Source organism: Streptomyces sp. NPDC001513, from assembly GCF_042894695.1.
GTDB lineage: Bacteria > Actinomycetota > Actinomycetes > Streptomycetales > Streptomycetaceae > Streptomyces.
Genome location: NZ_JBIAVU010000008.1, coordinates 262,690 through 279,990, shown reverse-complemented (window position 1 = coordinate 279,990; position 17,301 = coordinate 262,690). Strand labels below are relative to the sequence as shown.

The following is a 17,301-nucleotide window of genomic DNA, read 5'->3' as shown; positions in this document are numbered from 1 at the left end:
GACCTTTCAGCCCGATCTGCCAGAACCGTGGAAGGCAGGTGAAGGCAGCAGTGCACGCCGGCTCGTGCGGCTCCCCCGACCGGGGGGCCGTACGGGCCGGCGGACGCCGAAGCCGACCCTCGTGTTTGTGTACATCGTCCGGCGGATGATCGCCGCGGTGGCCCTGCTGCTCGTCGTCAGCGCGATCACCTTTGCGATTTTCTTCCTGCTGCCCAGGCTGGCCGGCGGCACCGTCGACTCGCTCGCCACTCAGTACATCGGCAAGAACCCGTCACCGGAGTCGATCGCCGCGGTCAAGCAGAACCTCGGCCTCGACCAGCCCCTGCACCACCAGTTCTGGGAGTTCCTGAAGGGGATATTCGTCGGCCGCGAGTTCAACTTCGGCCCGCAGCCCTCGCAGTGCCACGCGCCCTGCCTCGGCTACTCCTTCAAGGACCACGTCGAGGTCTGGCCCCAGATGCTGGAGCGCCTGCCGGTCACGGCCTCCCTCGCCTTCGGCGCGGCCGTCGTCTGGCTGGTCACCGGCGTGACCACCGGCGTCATCTCCGCCCTGCGCCCCGGCTCGCTCTTCGACCGCGTGGCCATGGGCGTGGCGCTCGCCGGCGTCTCGCTGCCCATGTTCTTCACCGGCGTCCTGTCGCTGGCGCTGTTCGTCTTCAACTGGCCGATCTTCACCAACGTGTACGTCGACTTCTCCGACGACCCGGCCGGCTGGTTCCAGGCGCTCGTCCTGCCCTGGTGCACCCTCGCCTTCCTCTACTCGGCGCTCTACGCCCGCCTCACCCGGGCCGGGATGCTGGAGACGATGAGCGAGGACTACATCCGTACGGCCCGCGCCAAGGGCCTGCGCGAGCGCGTCGTGGTCACCCGGCACGGACTGAGGTCCGCGCTGACGCCGATCATCACCATCTTCGGCATGGACTTCGGGCTCCTCCTCGGCGGCGCCATCGTCACCGAGACCGTCTTCTCGTACCACGGGGTCGGCGAGTACGCCTACCAGGCGATCGCGGTCAACGACCTCCCGAAGATCCTCGGCGTGACCCTGTTCGCCGCGTTCTTCATCGTGTTGTGCAACCTGGTGGTCGACCTCGTCTACGCCATCATCGACCCGAGGGTGAGGCTGTCGTGACCGACCCGACGAAGCCCGTCAGCGGTGCCGGCCAGGGCACCGGAACCAGCACCGGAACCGCCGCCGGCACCGGAACCGCGACGGCCCCCGGCGCGCCCGGGGCCTTCCTCGACGTCCGCGACCTGCGCGTCCACTTCCCCACGGACGACGGCCTGGTGAAATCGGTCGACGGACTCTCCTTCCAGCTGGAGAAGGGCAAGACCCTCGGCATCGTGGGCGAGTCGGGCTCCGGCAAGTCCGTCACCTCGCTGGCCCTCATGGGCCTGCACCGCGTCGGCAACGGCGGCCGGTCCAGCGCCGCCCTCTCGGGCGAGGTCTGGCTGGACGGCAGGGAACTGCTCTCCGCCCACCCGGAGGAGGTGCGCAAGCTGCGCGGCCGGGAGATGGCGATGATCTTCCAGGACCCGCTCAGCGCGATGCACCCGTACTACACCATCGGCTCCCAGATCGTGGAGGCCTACCGGGTCCACCACGACGTGAGCAAGAAGGTCGCGCGCGCCCGGGCCGTCGAGATGCTGGACCGCGTCGGCATCCCCGAGCCGAACAAGCGGGTGGACAACTACCCGCACGAGTTCTCGGGCGGCATGCGCCAGCGCGCCATGATCGCGATGGCGCTGGTGAACAACCCCGAACTGCTCATCGCGGACGAGCCGACGACCGCCCTCGACGTCACCGTCCAGGCGCAGATCCTCGACCTCATCCGGGACCTGCAGAAGGAGTTCGGCTCCGCGGTCATCATGATCACCCACGACCTCGGCGTGGTCGCCGAGATGGCCGACGACATCCTCGTGATGTACGGCGGCCGGTGCGTGGAGCGCGGTTCCGCCGAGAAGGTCTTCTACGAACCCCGCCACCCGTACACGTGGGGCCTGCTCGGTTCGATGCCCCGCATCGACCGCGACCAGACCGAGCGGCTCATCCCGGTCAAGGGCTCGCCGCCCAGCCTGATCAACATCCCCAGCGGCTGTGCCTTCAATCCGCGCTGCCCGTACGCCGACGTGCCCAAGGACGGGATCACCCGCACCCGGCGGCCCGAGCTGACCGAGGACGGGCACAAGCACTGGTCCGCCTGCCACATGCCGACGGAGCAGCGGACCCGGATCTGGACCGAAGAGATTGCGCCGAAGCTGTGACCGAGGACAAGAAGAAGACGGACGCCCCCGGCGTCCCCGCGCAGCGGGCGGAGGAGCCCGGGCCGCTGCTCAAGGTGTCCGGGCTGACCAAGCACTTCCCGATCCACAAGGGGCTGCTGCGCCGGCAGTCCGGCGCGGTCCAGGCCGTCGACGGCCTCGACTTCGAGGTGCGGCGCGGTGAGACCCTCGGGGTCGTGGGCGAGTCCGGTTGCGGCAAGTCCACGATGGGCCGGCTGCTCACCCGGCTGCTGGAGCCCACGGGCGGGACCATCGAGTTCGAGGGCAGGGACATCACCCACCTCGGGGCCTCGGCCATGCGGCCGCTGCGCCGCGACATCCAGATGATCTTCCAGGACCCGTACGGCTCGCTGAACCCGCGCCACACGGTCGGCACGATCGTCAGCGCCCCCTTCAAGCTGCAGGGCGTGCAGCCGGAGGGCGGGCTCAAGGCGGAGGTCCAGCGGCTGCTGTCGCTGGTGGGCCTCAACCCGGAGCACTACAACCGCTACCCGCACGAGTTCTCCGGCGGCCAGCGCCAGCGCATCGGCATCGCCCGCGCCCTGGCCCTGAACCCGAAGCTGGTCATCGCGGACGAGCCGGTCTCGGCGCTGGACGTGTCGATCCAGGCCCAGGTGGTCAACCTGCTCGACGACCTCCAGGAAGAGCTCGGCCTCACCTACGTGATCATCGCGCACGACCTGTCGGTCATCCGGCACGTGTCCGACCGCATCGCCGTGATGTACCTCGGCAAGCTCGTGGAACTGGCCGACCGGACAGCGCTCTACGAGACCCCGATGCACCCGTACACCAAGGCGCTGCTGTCGGCCGTACCGGTGCCGGACCCGCGCCGCCGGGGCGCGAAGAGCGGGCGCATCCTGCTCAAGGGCGACGTGCCCTCGCCGATCTCGCCGCCGAGCGGGTGCCGCTTCCACACGCGGTGCTGGAAGGCCACGCAGATCTGCACGACGCAGGAACCGCCGCTGCTGGCACTGAAGACGGGCCACCAGGTGGCCTGCCACCACCCGGAGAACGCCCCCGACCAGGCCCCGGGCGACAAGCCCCTGCCCGGCGCGGCGGACACGGTGGCGAAGGCGACGGAGTAACCGGGCAGGCGGGGCCGGACCATCCGGCTCCGCCGCGCAATCCAGCCTCGCCGCACCACCCCAGCCCCGCCGGCGTTTGAGGCGCGGGGTCTGGGGCGGAGCCCCAGGTCCTTGAGCCGCACCGCCCCCGCGGGCCCGCACCCGGCCCCGTCACCCCGGCGGCGAGCCAAGGGGTGACAATGACCCGGTGCTCCACGATCTCTTCCCGCCCGGGGTCCAGCATGCGCTGGACCTCGCCGGCATCTTCGTCTTCGCCACCGCCGGCGCCCTGCTCGCCGTCCGCAAGAACTTCGACGTCTTCGGCATCGCCGTCCTCGCCCTGGTCACAGCCCTGGGCGGCGGCCTCTTCCGCGACCTCGTGATCGGCGCGGTCCCGCCGGCCGCCTTCGGCGAGCTCAGCTTCTTCGTCACGCCGCTGGTCGCCGCCGCGCTCGTCTTCTTCCTGCACCCCGAGGTCCAGCGGATCAACCAGGCCATCAACGTGTTCGACGCCGCCGGCCTCGCGCTGTTCTGCGTGACGGGCACGACCAAGGCCTACGAGTACGGCCTCGGCCTCACCGCGTCCGCCGCGCTCGGCCTGGCCACGGCCGTCGGCGGCGGCGTACTGCGCGACGTACTCGTCAACGAGGTTCCCTCGCTCCTGCGCGACCGCGAGATGTACGCCGTGCCCGCCACCGTCGGCGCCGCCATGGTCGCCGTCTCCATCGCCCTGGACTCCCTCAACGCCGTCACCACCGGCCTGGCGATCGTCACCACGTTCGTCCTGCGGCTCCTCGCCATGCGCTACCACTGGCGGGCCCCGCTGGCCTGGAACCGGCGCTCCTCGGTGGCCGAAGAGCCGTAACAATAGAAAGCTACCGCTTAGTAGCAAGCCGGTGTACCGTCGTTTTCATGTCACACGCAGCTGCCAAGGCATCCATCGGCGACAGTGAGTTCGACCGCGACACCAGCATCACCGCACGCGCGGACGAGCCCGGGGTGTACGACGCGGAACTCTCCGCCGGGTGGACGATCATCGCCGCCGTCAACGGTGGTTACCTGCTGGCCCTGGTCGGCCGGGCCCTCTCCGCGGCCCTCCCGCACCCGGACCCCTTCACCGTCTCCGCGCACTACCTGACCTCCTCCGTGCCCGGCCCCGCCGTGATCCGCACGCAGGTGGTCCGCGTCGGCCGCACCCTCTCCACCGGACAGGCCTCGCTGTTCCAGTTCGACGAGAGCGGCGCCGAGGTCGAGCGCATCCGCGTCCTCGCCTCCTACGGCGACCTCGCGGCCCTGCCTGACGACGTCCGCACGGTCGCCGAGCCGCCCGTCATGCCCGCCTACGAGGACTGCATCGGCCCCGAGGCCGGCCCGGCCCCGATCCCCGGCAGCTCCGCCATCGTGGACCGGCTCCGGCTCCGGCTGGACCCGGCGACCGCGGGATGGGCCATCGGCGCCCCCTCGGGCAAGGGCGAGATGCGGGCCTGGTTCGAGCTGGCCGACGGCCGCGACGCCGACCCGCTGTCCATGCTCCTCGCGGTGGACGCGCTGCCGCCGACCGCCTTCGACCTCGGCCTGGTGGCCTGGACCCCGACCGTGGAACTCACCACGCACGTCCGCCGCCGCCCGGCCCCCGGACCCCTCCGGGTCGCCATCACCACCCGCAACCTGGCCGGCGGCTTCCTGGAGGAGGACGCCGAGGTCTGGGACTCCACGGACCACCTGGTGGCCCAGTCCCGCCAACTGGCCCGCGCGCTCCGTTCTTGAACGCGCCCCTCGCACCACTCGGCCCTGGCGGGCCTCCCGGGCTTCGCGGCGCTGCGCCGGACTCCGTCCGTCGTGGGCGCCGGGCCCATCGGGGGCCCGCCGCACAATCCAGCCCCGCCGGCGTTTGAGGCGCGGGGTCTGGGGCGGAGCCCCAGGTCTTTCAGCCCCGCCGGCGAGGCGCGGGGGCCCGGGGCGGACCCGGGAGACGGCGGGGCAGAGCCGCCCGGGGTCCCGCCGGGCGGACCGGCATCGGCGGGCTCGTAGAATCGGGGGATCATGGCCTACCTCGACCACGCCGCCACCACCCCGATGCTGCCGGAGGCCGCCGCGGCGATGACCGCGCAGTTCGCCGCCACGGGGAACGCGTCCTCCCTGCACGCCGCCGGCCGCCGGGCCCGCCGTACCGTCGAGGAGGCCCGCGAGGCCTTCGCCGAGGCGGTCGGCGCCCGCCCCAGCGAGGTGGTGTTCACCGCCGGCGGCACGGAGGCCGACAACCTCGCGGTCAAGGGCCTCTACTGGGCCCGGCGCGACGCCGACCCGGCCAGGACCCGGGTCCTGGCCAGCCCCGTCGAGCACCACGCCGTGCTCGACGCCGTCCACTGGCTCGCCGAACACGAAGGCGCCCGCGTCGAGTACCTGCCCGTGGACCGCTACGGCCGCGTGCACCCCGACGCCTTCCGGGAAGCCGTCGAGCGCAACCCCGACGACGTGGCCCTGGCCACCGTCATGTGGGCCAACAACGAGATCGGCACCGTCATGCCGGTCCGTGAACTGGCCGCCGTCGCCCGCGAGCACGGGATCCCGCTGCACTCCGACGCCGTCCAGGCCTTCGGGCAGCTCGACGTCCACTTCGCCGACAGCGGCCTCGCGGCCATGACCGTCAGCGGCCACAAGGTCGGCGGCCCCTACGGCATCGGCGCGCTGCTCCTCGGCCGCGACCAGACCCCCGTACCCGTCCTGCACGGCGGCGGCCAGGAGCGGCACGTCCGCTCCGGCACCCTCGACGTGCCGGCCATCGCCGCCTTCGCCGTGGCCGCGGTCCTCGCCGCCGAGCGGCGGGAGCGGTTCGCCGCCGAGGTCGGCGCCCTGCGCGACGAGCTGGTCGCCGCCGTCCGCGCGGCCGTGCCCGACGCCGTGCTCGGGGGAGACCCCGAGGAGCGGCTTCCGGCCAACGCCCACTTCAGCTTCCCCGGCTGCGAGGGCGACTCCCTGCTGCTCCTGCTCGACGCCCAGGGCATCGAGTGCTCCACCGGCTCCGCCTGCACCGCCGGCGTGGCCCAGCCGAGCCACGTCCTGCTGGCCACCGGCACCGACCCGCAGCTGGCCCGTGGCACCCTGCGCTTCTCCCTCGGCCACACCTCCACCAAGGAGGACGTCGCAGCCGTGGCCGCGGCCATCGGCCCGGCCGTGGAACGCGCCCGCACCGCAGGTCTCAGCTAGGCCGTCTCTTCCGGATCCGGCCTGACCCGCGTCGTCTGGCACCGCACCTCGCCGCGTTGTCGGGGCGCCCAAGTACGTCCAGTACTCGGGCGCCCCTCCGCCTTGCGATGCACGGCACCAGACGACGCGGGCTTAACCGGCCAGATCCAAAAGAGACGGCCTAGGGCCCGGGCTTCGCGGCGAGGACTTCCCGGACGAGGCTTATGTAGCGGTCCCAGTCCCAGTGGGGGCCCGGATCCGTGTGGTCGGCACCCGGGACCTCGGAGTGCCCGACGAGGTGGGTGCGGTCCGCCGGTATGTCGTACCGGCGGCAGATGTCGGCCGCCAGCCGCGCCGACGCCGCGTACATCGCGTCCGTGAAGTCCTGCGGGCGGTCCACGAACCCGACGTGCTCGATGCCGATGCTGCGCTCGTTCATCGAGCGGTTCGCCGCGTGGAAGGCCACGTCCATCTCGCGCACCAGCTGCTCCACGTGGCCGTCGCCGCGCACCATGTAGTGCGCCGACGCCCGGTGGAACGGGTTCTTGAAGGCCTGCACCGAGCCCTCGAAGCTGCCCTGTGTGACATGGACGACGATCCGGTCCACCCGGTAGTCGTCGGGCCGGTCCGCCATCCGCCAGTTCGCCGGCGAGGCCGAGGTCCAGCTCGCGCCCGCGTGGTCGAGCTCGCCCTCCTTGCGCGGCTTGGCCACTCCCGGTATCAGCCACCAGGCCCGGCCGATCTCGTCCCGGCCCGCGACGGCCGCGGCCGCGAACACCCCGAGCCCGCCGAACAGCACCGCCCTGCGGGTCCGGTTCCGCGGTTTCGATCTTTTGTTCCCGAGCTCGGTCATGTGATCCACCCCCCTGCACCCGATAACGCGCTGTGACCCCGCTCGGTTCCCCGTACTCTGGACGGTGCTATGACTGAGAACCTGCCGCGCACCGCCCGCCCCCTTCGCGTCCTGGCCGCCATGTCCGGCGGCGTGGACTCCGCCGTCGCCGCCGCCCGCGCGGTCGAAGCCGGGCACGACGTGACCGGCGTACACCTGGCGCTCTCCGCGAACCCGCAGTCCTTCCGGACCGGCGCCCGCGGCTGCTGCACCATCGAGGACTCCCGCGACGCCCGCCGCGCCGCCGACGTCATCGGCATCCCGTTCTACGTCTGGGACCTGGCCGAGCGCTTCCGCGAGGACGTCGTCGAGGACTTCATCGCCGAGTACGAGGCCGGGCGCACCCCGAACCCGTGCCTGCGCTGCAACGAGAAGATCAAGTTCGCGGCGCTGCTCGACAAGGCCCTCGCCCTCGGCTTCGACGCCGTCTGCACCGGCCACTACGCCACCGTCGTGCTGAACGAGGACGGCTCCCGCGAGCTGCACCGCGCCTCCGACATGGCCAAGGACCAGTCGTACGTCCTCGGCGTCCTCGACGAGAAGCAGCTCGCCCACGCGCTCTTCCCGCTCGGCGACACCCTCACCACCAAGGACGAGATCCGCGCCGAGGCCGAGGAGCGCGGCCTGGCCGTCGCGAAGAAGCCCGACAGCCACGACATCTGCTTCATCGCCGACGGCGACACCCAGGGCTTCCTCGCCGGCCGCCTCGGCAAGGCCGAGGGCGACATCGTCGACGAGGCCACCGGCGAGAAGGTCGGCACCCACGAGGGCGCCTTCGGCTTCACCATCGGCCAGCGCAAGGGCCTGCGCATCGGCCACCCCGCCCCCGACGGCAAGCCGCGCTACGTCCTCGACATCTCCCCGGTGAACAACACCGTCACCGTCGGCCCGGTCGAGGCCCTCGACGTCACCGCCCTCACCGCGATCCGCCCCCGCTGGTGCGGCTCCACGGCCGCCGCCCCGGGCACGTACACCGCCCAGCTGCGCGCCCACGGCGGCGAGACCGAGGTCTTCGCCGAGGTCGTGGACGGCGAGCTGCGCGTCTCCTTCACCGAGCCGGTCCGCGGCGTGGCCCCCGGCCAGGCGATCGTGCTCTACGACGGCACCCGCGTGGTCGGCTCCGCCACCATCGCGACCACGACCCGGGCCACCGCCGCCGTCTGACCGGCTTCCCGCACGGCAGGACGCCGCGGCCCCCCCGTGCGGGCCGCGGCGTCCTGCTGTCCGGAATCAGGCCGCCGGGTACCAGACGGTGCCGTTGGCGCCGTGCCGGGCGAGGGTGGTGGCGATGATCTCGCCCTCCTGGAAGTAGCGCGGGTGCTGCTGGAGGAAGCCGGGGAAGGAGGCCAGCGACGTCGCGTCACAGACCCCGTCGGTCTGGATGCAGTGGCGCTGGACGGGGACGCCCGGGAAGTCCTCCGGCCCGGTGCCGGGGGAGTAGGCCACGAAGGGGATGAGGGCCCCCTCCGGTACCAGGCGCCAGAAACCGGTTCCGGGCTGCATCGGGTCGGAGTAGAGCATGCCGTCGACCCGCTCGCGCGGCACCTCGGTGCCGTTGTCGGCGATCGTCTGGAGCAGCAGGTCGGCGACCCAGGCGCCCTGGGAGTAGCCGGCGATCGTGAAGGTCGCCGTCGGGTCGGTGCGGTAGGCCTCCTCCAGGGCGGCCCTGGCGTTCCAGTAGCCCTGGTTCACGCTGTCGCCGAAGCTCGGCGCGAAGGGGGCCGGCTGCTCGTTGTGGCTCCCGACGAAGGGGCCGCCGCTGGCCACGTAGCAGACCGGAATCGCGATGCCCCCGTTCAGATCCCTGTTCGCGGCGTCGAAGCTCGTGGTGCAGCCGGGCGCCTCCGCGGCCGCTCCGGTGCCGCCGATCTCGATGTAGTAGTGGTTCGCCGGGGCGGCGTGCGCGCCGGTCGGTGCGACGACGGCGCCGGCGAGCAGCAACGCCGTCGACGCGACGACGGACTTGAGGCGGCGGGTGAGCCGGTTCGGCTTCGTGGTGGACATGAGGGTCAACTCCCCTGGGTCGAGGCGACGCCGCGTCAAGTGCGGCGACAGGCACTCATCGTGGTGTTCGCGCTGGTCGGCGGACCATGCCCGCAACCGGCCATATGTGGCCGGTTGGCCGTGCCCCGTGGTTTGACCGGGATTCCGGAGGACATCGGACACAGGTGGCAGGAGCGTCGGCAGGGGAAAGGGCGGACAAGTGAGCAGCCGGTTCGGTGCGTTGCTCCGCGGGTTGCGGCACGAGGCGGGGATGACGCAGGAGCAGTTGGCCGAGCGGTCCCGGCTCGGGGTCCGGACCATCCACCGGCTGGAGACCGGCAAACCCACCGACGCCCGGATGGGAACGGTGAAGCAGGTCGCGCACGCACTCGCCGACGAGCTGCGGCGCGACCGGGACGAGCTCTGGGCGGACCTGCTGGCCGCCCACCGGGGCAGCGGGACCGCCGCCGGGCAGGCCGCGGAGGAGGGCGTGCGCGAGCAGCCGTCCGAGCCCGTCGCGGCTCCGGCTCCCGTACCCGCCTCCGTACAGGCTCCCGTACCCGCCTCCGTACCGGCTCCCGTACCGGCCCGGCCGGGGCGCCCCGGCACGCTGCCGACGTCCCGGGGCGCCCTGGCCGCGGTGGCCGAGGCGCTCGCCCACGACGTCTACGGCCGCTGCATCCGCGAGGAGGAGCAGCGCCGCGTCCGCGACCCCTTCCCGCTGCCCGTGCGCTGGCGCTCCGCGCCCGCCGAACTGCTCGACCACCGGGCCAACATCAGCGGCACTCCACCCGGAGCCCCCGCGGCGCCCGGAGCCGGCGCAGCGGCCGACGGGCAGCCGTCCCTCGACGGCGGCCTCACCGACATCGCCGACGTCTACCGGCGCGTCCGGTCCGGCCGGCTGGTCGTGCTCGGCCGGGCCGGCTCCGGCAAGACCGTCCTCGTGCTGCGGTTCGTCCTCGACCACCTGGGCGCCCGCGCCCCCGGCGAGCCCGTACCCGTGGTCTTCAGCATGGGATCGTGGGACCCGACCGGCACCACCCTGCGCGACTGGCTGATCGCCCGCCTGCTGCGCGACCACCCGCACCTCGACGCGAACGCACCCGGCGGCGCCACCCTCGCCGCCGCCCTGGTGGACGCCGGATGGATCCTGCCGGTGCTGGACGGGTTCGACGAGATGGCCACCGGGCTGCTCGGCGTCGCCCTGCGCGAACTCAACACCAGCGCGCTGCCGCTGCTCCTGACCAGCCGCACCGAGCAGTTCGCCGAGGCCGTCGGCGTCGAGGTGCTCCGCCGGACCGCGGGCATCGAGCTGCTGGACCTGGACGCCGACGACCTGGTCCACTACCTGCCCCGCACCGCGCGCCCCACCGCACCGGCCGGCCCTGACGGCCCGGCCGCCACCGGCTGGGACCCCGTGCTGGAGCGGCTGCGCACGGATCCGGACGGCGCTCCCGGCGCCCGCCTCGCGGCCGTGCTCCGCACCCCGCTGATGGTCCTGCTCGCCCGGACCGTCTACAGCGACACCCCGGCCCAGGACCCGGCCGCACTGCTGGACTCCGACCGCTTCCCGACCCCGGGGTCCGTCGAGGAGCACCTGCTGGCCGGATTCGTGCCGAGCGTCTACGGGTCGCCCCCCGCGGCCGTCCCGGGCGCACGCCGCGCGCGCGGGCCCCGTACCTGGGACCCGCGGCGCGCCCGGCACTACCTGGGCCACCTCGCCGGGCACCTGGACCGGCCCGGGCGGCGCGAGGGCCAGGACCTGGCCTGGTGGCAGCTGCGCGAGTCACTGCCGCTGCCCTCGCGGATCCTGGCCGTCGTTCTCGCCTGCTCCCTGGTCACCGCGGTCGCCGACTGGCTGGTCTTCCCCGCCAAGAACCTGGCGGCGGGCCACGGCGCCGCCTTCGCGCTCGGCAGCGGCCTGCTGGACGCGCTGCTGTTCGGCCCCGCCGTCGGCCTCGCCTTCGGGCTGGTCCACGGACTGGTGGCCGTGCTCGGGATCCGGGCGTTCGAGCCGTCCCGGGTGCGGATACGGCTGCCGGGCCGCCGCCGGCCGTCCGCCGGACCGTCCGCCCGCCGGGTCGCCACTCTCGTACCGGCCGGACTGCTGGGCGGCTGCGTGATGGGCCTCGGGTGCGGGCTCGCCTACACCGTCGGTGCCCAGCTGACGTACGGCGGGATGCCGGTCAACCCGGCGGTGATCGAGGCGACGGCCGTCAACTGCCTGATGTACGGGCTCACGTTCGCCCTCGCGGGAGGGCTCGTACTCGGGCTCGTGGCGACCCTGGAGACCCCCATCGACCTCGGCCGCGCCGCCACCCCGACGGACCTCCTGGCCATCAACCGCAGCATCGTGGTGCGCCAGGCCCTCTTCCTGGCGCCGATGCTCACCGTGGTGATCGCCTTCGGCGGCCGGCTCATGACCGAGCTGCTCCAGGGCGTGGTCGGCCCCCTGACCTGGCCGATGGCCGACGGGCTCGCGCTCGGCGCCGTGGGCGGGGTGGCCGGAGCGCTCTCCTACGCCCTGGCGTTCACCGCCTGGGGCCAGTGGGTGCTCCTGACCCGCATCTGGCTGCCGCTGACCGGGCGCCTCCCCTGGGCGACCGTCGCCTTCCTCGAGGACGCCTACCGGCGCGGCGTGCTGCGCCAGGTCGGCGCCGTCTACCAGTTCCGCCACGCCCGGCTCCAGCGCCACCTGCGCGGACGGCCCGGCGGCTAGACCCCGTACGGCCCCGGGCCGGCCCGCCGTGGGCCGTGCCGCTCAGGCGACCGTCAGGACGATCTTGCCGGTGGTGCGGCCCAGTTCGCCGATCTCGTGGGCCTTCGCGGCCTGCTCCAGCGGCAGCACCGTGTCGACCAGCGGCTTCAGCAGGCCCTGATCGGCCAGGGCCGCGATCTCCCGCAGGCCCTGCAGGTCGGGCTCCACGAGGACCCAGGAGGCGTGCACGCCCTCCGTGTCCGCGGGGATGCCGTCCGGGCCCGGCAGGGTCACCAGGTGCCCGCCCGGCTTGAGCACCTTCAGGGAGCGCCGCGTGTAGTCCCCGCCGATGGCGTCGACCACGACGTCCACGCCGGAGACGACGTCCTCGAACTCCGTGCTGCGGTAGTCGATCACCTCGTCGGCGCCGAGCTCGCGCAGCAGCGCGTGCTTGCCCGCGCTCGCCGTGCCGATCACGTACGCGCCGCGGGCCTTGGCGATCTGCACCGCCAGGTGCCCGACCCCGCCGGCCGCCGCGTGCACGAGCACCCGCTGCCCGGCCGCGACCCCGGCCGTGTCCACCAGCGCCTGCCAGGCGGTCAGCGCCGCCAGCGGCAGCGCGGCCGCCTGCACGTGGTCGAGGGAGGCCGGCTTGCGGGCGAAGTGCCGGGCGGGGGCGGTCACGTACTCGGCGTACCCGCCGGCCTGCTGCGGGAAGCGGGGCATGCCGTACACCTCGTCGCCCGCCCGGTACAGGGTCACGCCCGGCCCGACGGCCTCGACCGTGCCCGAGACGTCCCAGCCGACCATCGGGACCGGCCCCCACGGGATCAGGGCGCCGCTCTCGCGGGTCTTCCAGTCGACAGGGTTCACCCCGGCGGCGTGGACCCGTACCAGGATCTCGCCCAGGCCCGGCTCGGGCCGGTCCAGCTCGGTCTCGGTCAGGACCTCGGGCCCGCCCCACTGGCTGACGACGATGGCGCGCATGGTTTCTCCTCGGATGCGATTCGCGTGATTTCGTGTGATGCACGGGATTCGTGCGTTCTCGTGCTGCTGCCGCACCAGCTTCGGCTCCGCGGCACCCTCGTGGTATTGGCCGTACGGCCACCATGTGACAGGATCTGGCCATGCACAGGATCGCCGTACTGGCCCTCGAAGGCGTCCCCCCGTTCGAGCTCGGGATCCCCTCCCGGGTCTTCGGCAACGCCCTCGACGAGGCCGGGAACCCGCTCTACGAGCTCACCGTCTGCACCGCCGACGGCCGGCCCGTGACCAGCGACGCGGGCTTCACCGTGGGCGTCACGGCGGGCGCCGAGGCCCTCGCCGCGGCCGACACCGTGATCATCACGCCCACGCACGCCATGGACGAGCTCGCCCACGGCTCGCCCCTGCCGCAGGCCCTGGTCGACGCCCTCGCCGCGATCAGGCCCGGCACCCGGCTGGTCTCCCTCTGCACCGGCTCGTACGTCCTCGCCGCCGCCGGGCTGCTCGACGGCCGGCCCGCCACCACGCACTGGGTGCACGCCCCCGAGTTCCAGCGCGGCTTCCCGCGCGTCCGGCTCGACGAGGAGGTGCTCTTCGTCGACGACGGCGACATCCTCACCTCGGCGGGCGTGGCCGCCGGCGTCGACCTCTGCCTCTACATGATCCGCCAGGACCACGGCACGGCCGTGGCCAACCGGGCCGCGCGCCTGTGCGTCGTACCGCCGTGGCGCGACGGCGGGCAGGCCCAGTACATCGACCGGCCCGTCCCCGAACCCACCGTGGCCACCACCACCGCCACCCGCGCCTGGGCCCTGGAACGCCTCGCCGAACCGGTCACCCTCGCCGAACTGGCCGCCCACGCCCGGATGAGCCTGCGCACCTTCACCCGGCGCTTCCGCGACGAGGTCGGCATGACCCCGGTGCAGTGGCTGACCGCCCAACGCCTCGAAGTGGCCCGCCACTTGCTGGAGTCCAGCGACCTGCCGGTCGACCTGGTCGCCCACCGTTCCGGCTTCGGCTCCGCCAACTCCCTGCGCCAGCACATGCGTGCCGCCCTCGGCATCTCCCCGATCGCCTACCGGCGCACCTTCCAGCCCGCGGAGGCATGACCCGGGAGGTAATCGCCGCGGCGGCCGCGCCCTGACAGGATCGGATCAACGGGTCCGGACCGACGGGCCGGTGGACAGGGGAGCAGACCATGACCGCGTACGCCATCGCCCACATCCGCCCCGAGACGATGAACGAGGACATCCTCGAGTACATCGAGCGGATCCAGTCGACCATGGACCCCTTCGAGGGCCGCTTCCTCGTGCACGGCAAGGAGGTCGAGGTCCTGGAGGGCCCCTTCCCCGGCACCGTCGTCGTGATCGGCTTCCCGGACATCGAGCGGGCCCGCGCCTGGTACGCCTCCGACGCCTACCGGGCCATCCTCCCGCTGCGCACCCGCCACATGGCGGGCGAGGTCATCCTCGTCGAGGGCGTCCCCGCCGACTACGACGCCTCGAAGACAGCCGCGGGCCTGCGCGCAGCCGCAGGGCTCTGACGATGGGCAACCGGGCCGTCTTCGTCCTCTCGGGCTCCCGGGGCCGTCCCCGTCACCGCTCCTCCCACGGCGCCGTGGACCTGGACCTCGACCTGCTGGCCGGGCCCGGGGCGGCGCTCCCGTACCTGCGCGGCCATGCTCGGGAGGACGACTGGTACCCCGACGACATGGTCGAGGCGGGCGTCCTCGCCGACGAGGCCCGCCGGCTCCTGCTGGTCTTCGCGCGGGAGGGGGCCATCGCCTCCCAGCGCACCCGGGCCGCCACCCTGGAGCTGCTGCGGTGCGCCTGGCCGGGATGGGAGGTGCGCTGGCTCTACGACGGCCAGAGCGGGCTGCGCGCCCACCTCGGGCTCGATCCGGAAGAGGCGGACACCGCCGTGTACCCCGGTCCCGCACTGGAGCCGGACGACGAGGTGCTGGACGAAGCCGACCCGCTGGTCGCCGTGGTCACCATCGGCGCGGACCGCTGTCACGTGCTCGCCGACATCAACGACCACCCCGTCGAGGAGGGGCCCGCCCTGCTGGAGCGGCTCCGGGACGCCCCGGACCACGGGAGCCACCGGCTGCGGGCGGACGCCGGCATCCACGTGGATCCCGAGCGGCGCCGGGTCGGCTGGTGGCTGAACACGGCCCGCGCCCGCGGCCGTACCCCTGCCTCCCGCTGGCCCGGCTGGACGGTGGAGTTCTGGGAGGACCGCTGGGCCGAGCACGAGCGGGCCTGCGGCGGCCGCTTCGCCCCGCCCGCGCCGGACCGCGCCGCCGCGCTGGCCGACGTACGCGACCAGGCCCTGGAGCGGTGGGCTGGGCCGCGGGGCGACGTACGGGCCCGGCTCGTCGCGGCGCTCCCGCACGCCGTGATCGGCCAGGGCTTCGCCCCCGCCGTCACGGCGGAGCAGGCGGCCGCCGCGCGCGCCGCCGTGGAACGGGCCCACGCGGCGGCCACGGGTCTCTGACCTCCGGGCCGACGGCGGGTCCAGGGGTGCGAGCATGGGCGGTATGGCTACTCACATGATCACCGGTGCCGGATCCGGCATCGGCGCGGCCGTCGCGGCCCGCCTGCACGCCCGTGGCGACGACCTCGTCCTCCTCGCCCGCGACGCCGGCCGCGGCAAGCAGCTCGTCGAGCGGTACCCCGGGGCGCGCGTCCTCGTGGGCGACCTCGCCGACCCCGATCGGCTCTCGTGGGCCTTCTCCAAGCAGGCGATCCCCGAGCGCATCGACTCCCTGCTGCACGTCGCCGGGATCGTGGACCTCGGACCGGTCGGTGAGCTCCGCCCCAAGACCTGGCACCAGCAGCTCAACGTGAACCTGATCGCGCCCGCCGAGGTCACCCGGCTGCTGCTGCCCACCCTGCGCGCCTCCAAGGCCACCATCGTCTTCGTGAACTCCGGCGCCGGCCTGACCGCCCACGCCGACTGGAGCGCGTACGCCGCCTCCAAGCACGGGCTGAAGGCCCTCGCCGACTCACTGCGCGAGGAGGAGAAGCCCCACGGGGTCCGCGTCACCTCCGTGTACCCGGGGCGGACCGCCAGCCCCATGCAGGCCAAGGTGCGCTCCCAGGAGGGCAAGGAGTACGACCCGGCCGACTGGATCGACCCCGAGTCGGTGGCGACCACCATCGTCATGGCCGTCGACCTGCCGCGCGACGCCGAGGTCAACGACCTGAGCGTCAGGCCGGGCCGGTGACCGCGAGCGCCACCGGCGTCGGTTCGCTGCCCGGCGGCGACGCCCGCGAGGCCGCGAAGACCGTCACCGGGTCCTTCGAGGAGTACCCGTACCTCCCCGAGCTGCCCGCCCGGGGACCCGGCGCCGACATGATCGGCCGTTCCCTCGGACTGCTCGTCGACATGTACGCGCACGTCGAGCCCAGCGGCTGGCGGATCAGCGACCGCCCCGGACGGGACTCGAAGCGGGCCCGGTCCTGGCTCGGCGAGGACCTCGACGCCCTGGAGGAGTTCACCCAGGGGTACACGGGGAAGCTCAAGGTCCAGGCCGTCGGGCCGTGGACGCTGGCCGGCGCCCTGGAACTGCACGGCGGCGAGGCCATGCTCCAGGACCCGGGGGCCTGCCGCGACCTGGCCGGATCCCTGGCCGAGGGGCTGCGGGAGCACCTGGCCGACGTACGCAAGCGGATCCCCGGCGCCGAGGTCGTGCTGCAGTTCGACGAGCCGTCCCTGACGGCCGTGCTCCTCGGCCGGGTCCGCTCCGCGAGCGGCTACCGCACCTACCGCGCCGTCGACCGGCAGGTCGTCGAGGGCACGCTGCGCGAACTCTTCGCCGTGCACGACGGGGACGTGATCGTGCACTCCTGCGCGCCCGAGGTCCCCTTCGGCCTGCTGCGCCGGGCCGGGGCCGCAGGCGTGTCGTTCGATTTCTCGCTGCTCACCGAGCGCGAGGATGACGCCATCGGGGAGGCCGTCGAAGGCGGTGCGAAACTCTTCGCCGGAGTGGTGCCGGGCACGGACGGCCCGTTGTCGGACCCTGCCGGTAGCGTCATGGGTGTCAGGAAGCTTTGGCGCAGGCTGGGGCTGGCCCCGGGGACTCTGGCGGAGTCCGTGGTGGTCACTCCGTCGTGCGGTCTGGCGGGCGCCTCGCCCGCCTACGCCCGCGCGGTGCAGGCGCATTGCGTCAGGGCGGCGAGGTCGCTCGCCGACAACCCTGAGTGACGGTC

Annotated in this window: 16 protein-coding genes; 13 read left to right on the top strand and 3 right to left on the bottom strand. The window is 73.4% G+C overall.

Annotated elements, in window-relative coordinates; genetic code table 11:
• Positions 1 to 121: 121 nt before the first annotated feature.
• The 6 genes from ACFYZ4_RS19825 to ACFYZ4_RS19800 all read left to right on the top strand — a co-directional run bounded on the left by ACFYZ4_RS19825 (position 122) and on the right by ACFYZ4_RS19800 (position 6,551).
• Entirely contained in the window at positions 122 to 1,129 is a 1,008-nt protein-coding gene (locus ACFYZ4_RS19825) for an ABC transporter permease (protein ID WP_351295002.1), read from the top strand.
• On the top strand, positions 1,126 to 2,262 hold the full coding sequence (locus ACFYZ4_RS19820; protein WP_390784458.1) for an ABC transporter ATP-binding protein: 1,137 nt from the start codon (positions 1,126 to 1,128) through the stop codon (positions 2,260 to 2,262). The genes ACFYZ4_RS19825 and ACFYZ4_RS19820 overlap by 4 nt, the downstream gene beginning before the upstream one ends.
• Positions 2,259 to 3,365, top strand: a complete 1,107-nt coding sequence (locus tag ACFYZ4_RS19815) for an ABC transporter ATP-binding protein (protein ID WP_390784457.1) — start codon at positions 2,259 to 2,261, stop codon at positions 3,363 to 3,365. The genes ACFYZ4_RS19820 and ACFYZ4_RS19815 overlap by 4 nt, the downstream gene beginning before the upstream one ends.
• Before the next feature lie 187 nt (positions 3,366 to 3,552).
• Positions 3,553 to 4,209: a trimeric intracellular cation channel family protein gene (locus ACFYZ4_RS19810; protein ID WP_351304939.1), complete on the top strand. Its 657-nt coding sequence runs from the start codon at positions 3,553 to 3,555 to the stop codon at positions 4,207 to 4,209.
• A 47-nt stretch (positions 4,210 to 4,256) separates the two neighbouring features.
• Positions 4,257 to 5,111, top strand: coding sequence for a thioesterase family protein (locus ACFYZ4_RS19805; protein WP_384341899.1), 855 nt, complete (start codon positions 4,257 to 4,259; stop codon positions 5,109 to 5,111).
• A 276-nt stretch (positions 5,112 to 5,387) separates the two neighbouring features.
• Positions 5,388 to 6,551, top strand: coding sequence for a cysteine desulfurase family protein (locus ACFYZ4_RS19800; protein WP_351301612.1), 1,164 nt, complete (start codon positions 5,388 to 5,390; stop codon positions 6,549 to 6,551).
• 160 nt (positions 6,552 to 6,711) lie between these two features.
• Here the strand turns inward: ACFYZ4_RS19800 and ACFYZ4_RS19795 are convergent, their stop codons facing one another.
• Entirely contained in the window at positions 6,712 to 7,383 is a 672-nt protein-coding gene (locus ACFYZ4_RS19795) for an N-acetylmuramoyl-L-alanine amidase (protein WP_390784456.1), read from the bottom strand.
• 69 nt (positions 7,384 to 7,452) lie between these two features.
• Between ACFYZ4_RS19795 and mnmA the strand changes: the two genes are divergently transcribed.
• Complete coding sequence (gene mnmA / locus ACFYZ4_RS19790; protein WP_351301606.1) at positions 7,453 to 8,586, top strand: tRNA 2-thiouridine(34) synthase MnmA; 1,134 nt, start codon at positions 7,453 to 7,455, stop codon at positions 8,584 to 8,586.
• A 66-nt stretch (positions 8,587 to 8,652) separates the two neighbouring features.
• Here mnmA and ACFYZ4_RS19785 read toward each other — a convergent pair whose 3' ends face one another.
• Positions 8,653 to 9,426 (bottom strand): PE-PPE domain-containing protein, encoded by a 774-nt coding sequence (locus tag ACFYZ4_RS19785; RefSeq protein ID WP_390784455.1) that lies wholly within the window; start codon positions 9,424 to 9,426, stop codon positions 8,653 to 8,655.
• A gap of 199 nt (positions 9,427 to 9,625) precedes the next feature.
• Here ACFYZ4_RS19785 and ACFYZ4_RS19780 point away from each other — a divergent pair, with 199 nt between their 5' ends.
• Entirely contained in the window at positions 9,626 to 12,124 is a 2,499-nt protein-coding gene (locus ACFYZ4_RS19780) for a helix-turn-helix domain-containing protein (protein ID WP_390784454.1), read from the top strand.
• A 42-nt stretch (positions 12,125 to 12,166) separates the two neighbouring features.
• On the opposite strand, the gene ACFYZ4_RS19775 is transcribed toward ACFYZ4_RS19780, so the two are convergent.
• The gene (locus tag ACFYZ4_RS19775; RefSeq protein ID WP_351301598.1) at positions 12,167 to 13,090 is read right to left on the bottom strand and encodes an NADP-dependent oxidoreductase; all 924 of its coding nucleotides are present in this window, start codon (positions 13,088 to 13,090) and stop codon (positions 12,167 to 12,169) included.
• Positions 13,091 to 13,230: 140 nt separating this feature from the next.
• Between ACFYZ4_RS19775 and ACFYZ4_RS19770 the strand changes: the two genes are divergently transcribed.
• From ACFYZ4_RS19770 to ACFYZ4_RS19750, 5 genes are all read left to right on the top strand, one after another.
• On the top strand, positions 13,231 to 14,196 hold the full coding sequence (locus ACFYZ4_RS19770; protein ID WP_351301595.1) for a helix-turn-helix domain-containing protein: 966 nt from the start codon (positions 13,231 to 13,233) through the stop codon (positions 14,194 to 14,196).
• Positions 14,197 to 14,285: 89 nt separating this feature from the next.
• Entirely contained in the window at positions 14,286 to 14,630 is a 345-nt protein-coding gene (locus tag ACFYZ4_RS19765) for a DUF1330 domain-containing protein (protein ID WP_351301592.1), read from the top strand.
• A gap of 2 nt (positions 14,631 to 14,632) precedes the next feature.
• A complete protein-coding gene (locus ACFYZ4_RS19760; RefSeq protein ID WP_390784453.1) occupies positions 14,633 to 15,583 on the top strand; it encodes a hypothetical protein in 951 nt (316 codons plus the stop codon).
• A 43-nt stretch (positions 15,584 to 15,626) separates the two neighbouring features.
• On the top strand, positions 15,627 to 16,316 hold the full coding sequence (locus tag ACFYZ4_RS19755) for an SDR family oxidoreductase (RefSeq protein WP_390784452.1): 690 nt from the start codon (positions 15,627 to 15,629) through the stop codon (positions 16,314 to 16,316).
• The gene (locus ACFYZ4_RS19750; protein ID WP_390784451.1) at positions 16,313 to 17,296 is read left to right on the top strand and encodes a methionine synthase; all 984 of its coding nucleotides are present in this window, start codon (positions 16,313 to 16,315) and stop codon (positions 17,294 to 17,296) included. Before ACFYZ4_RS19755 ends, ACFYZ4_RS19750 begins: the two co-directional genes overlap by 4 nt.
• Positions 17,297 to 17,301: the final 5 nt, after the last annotated feature.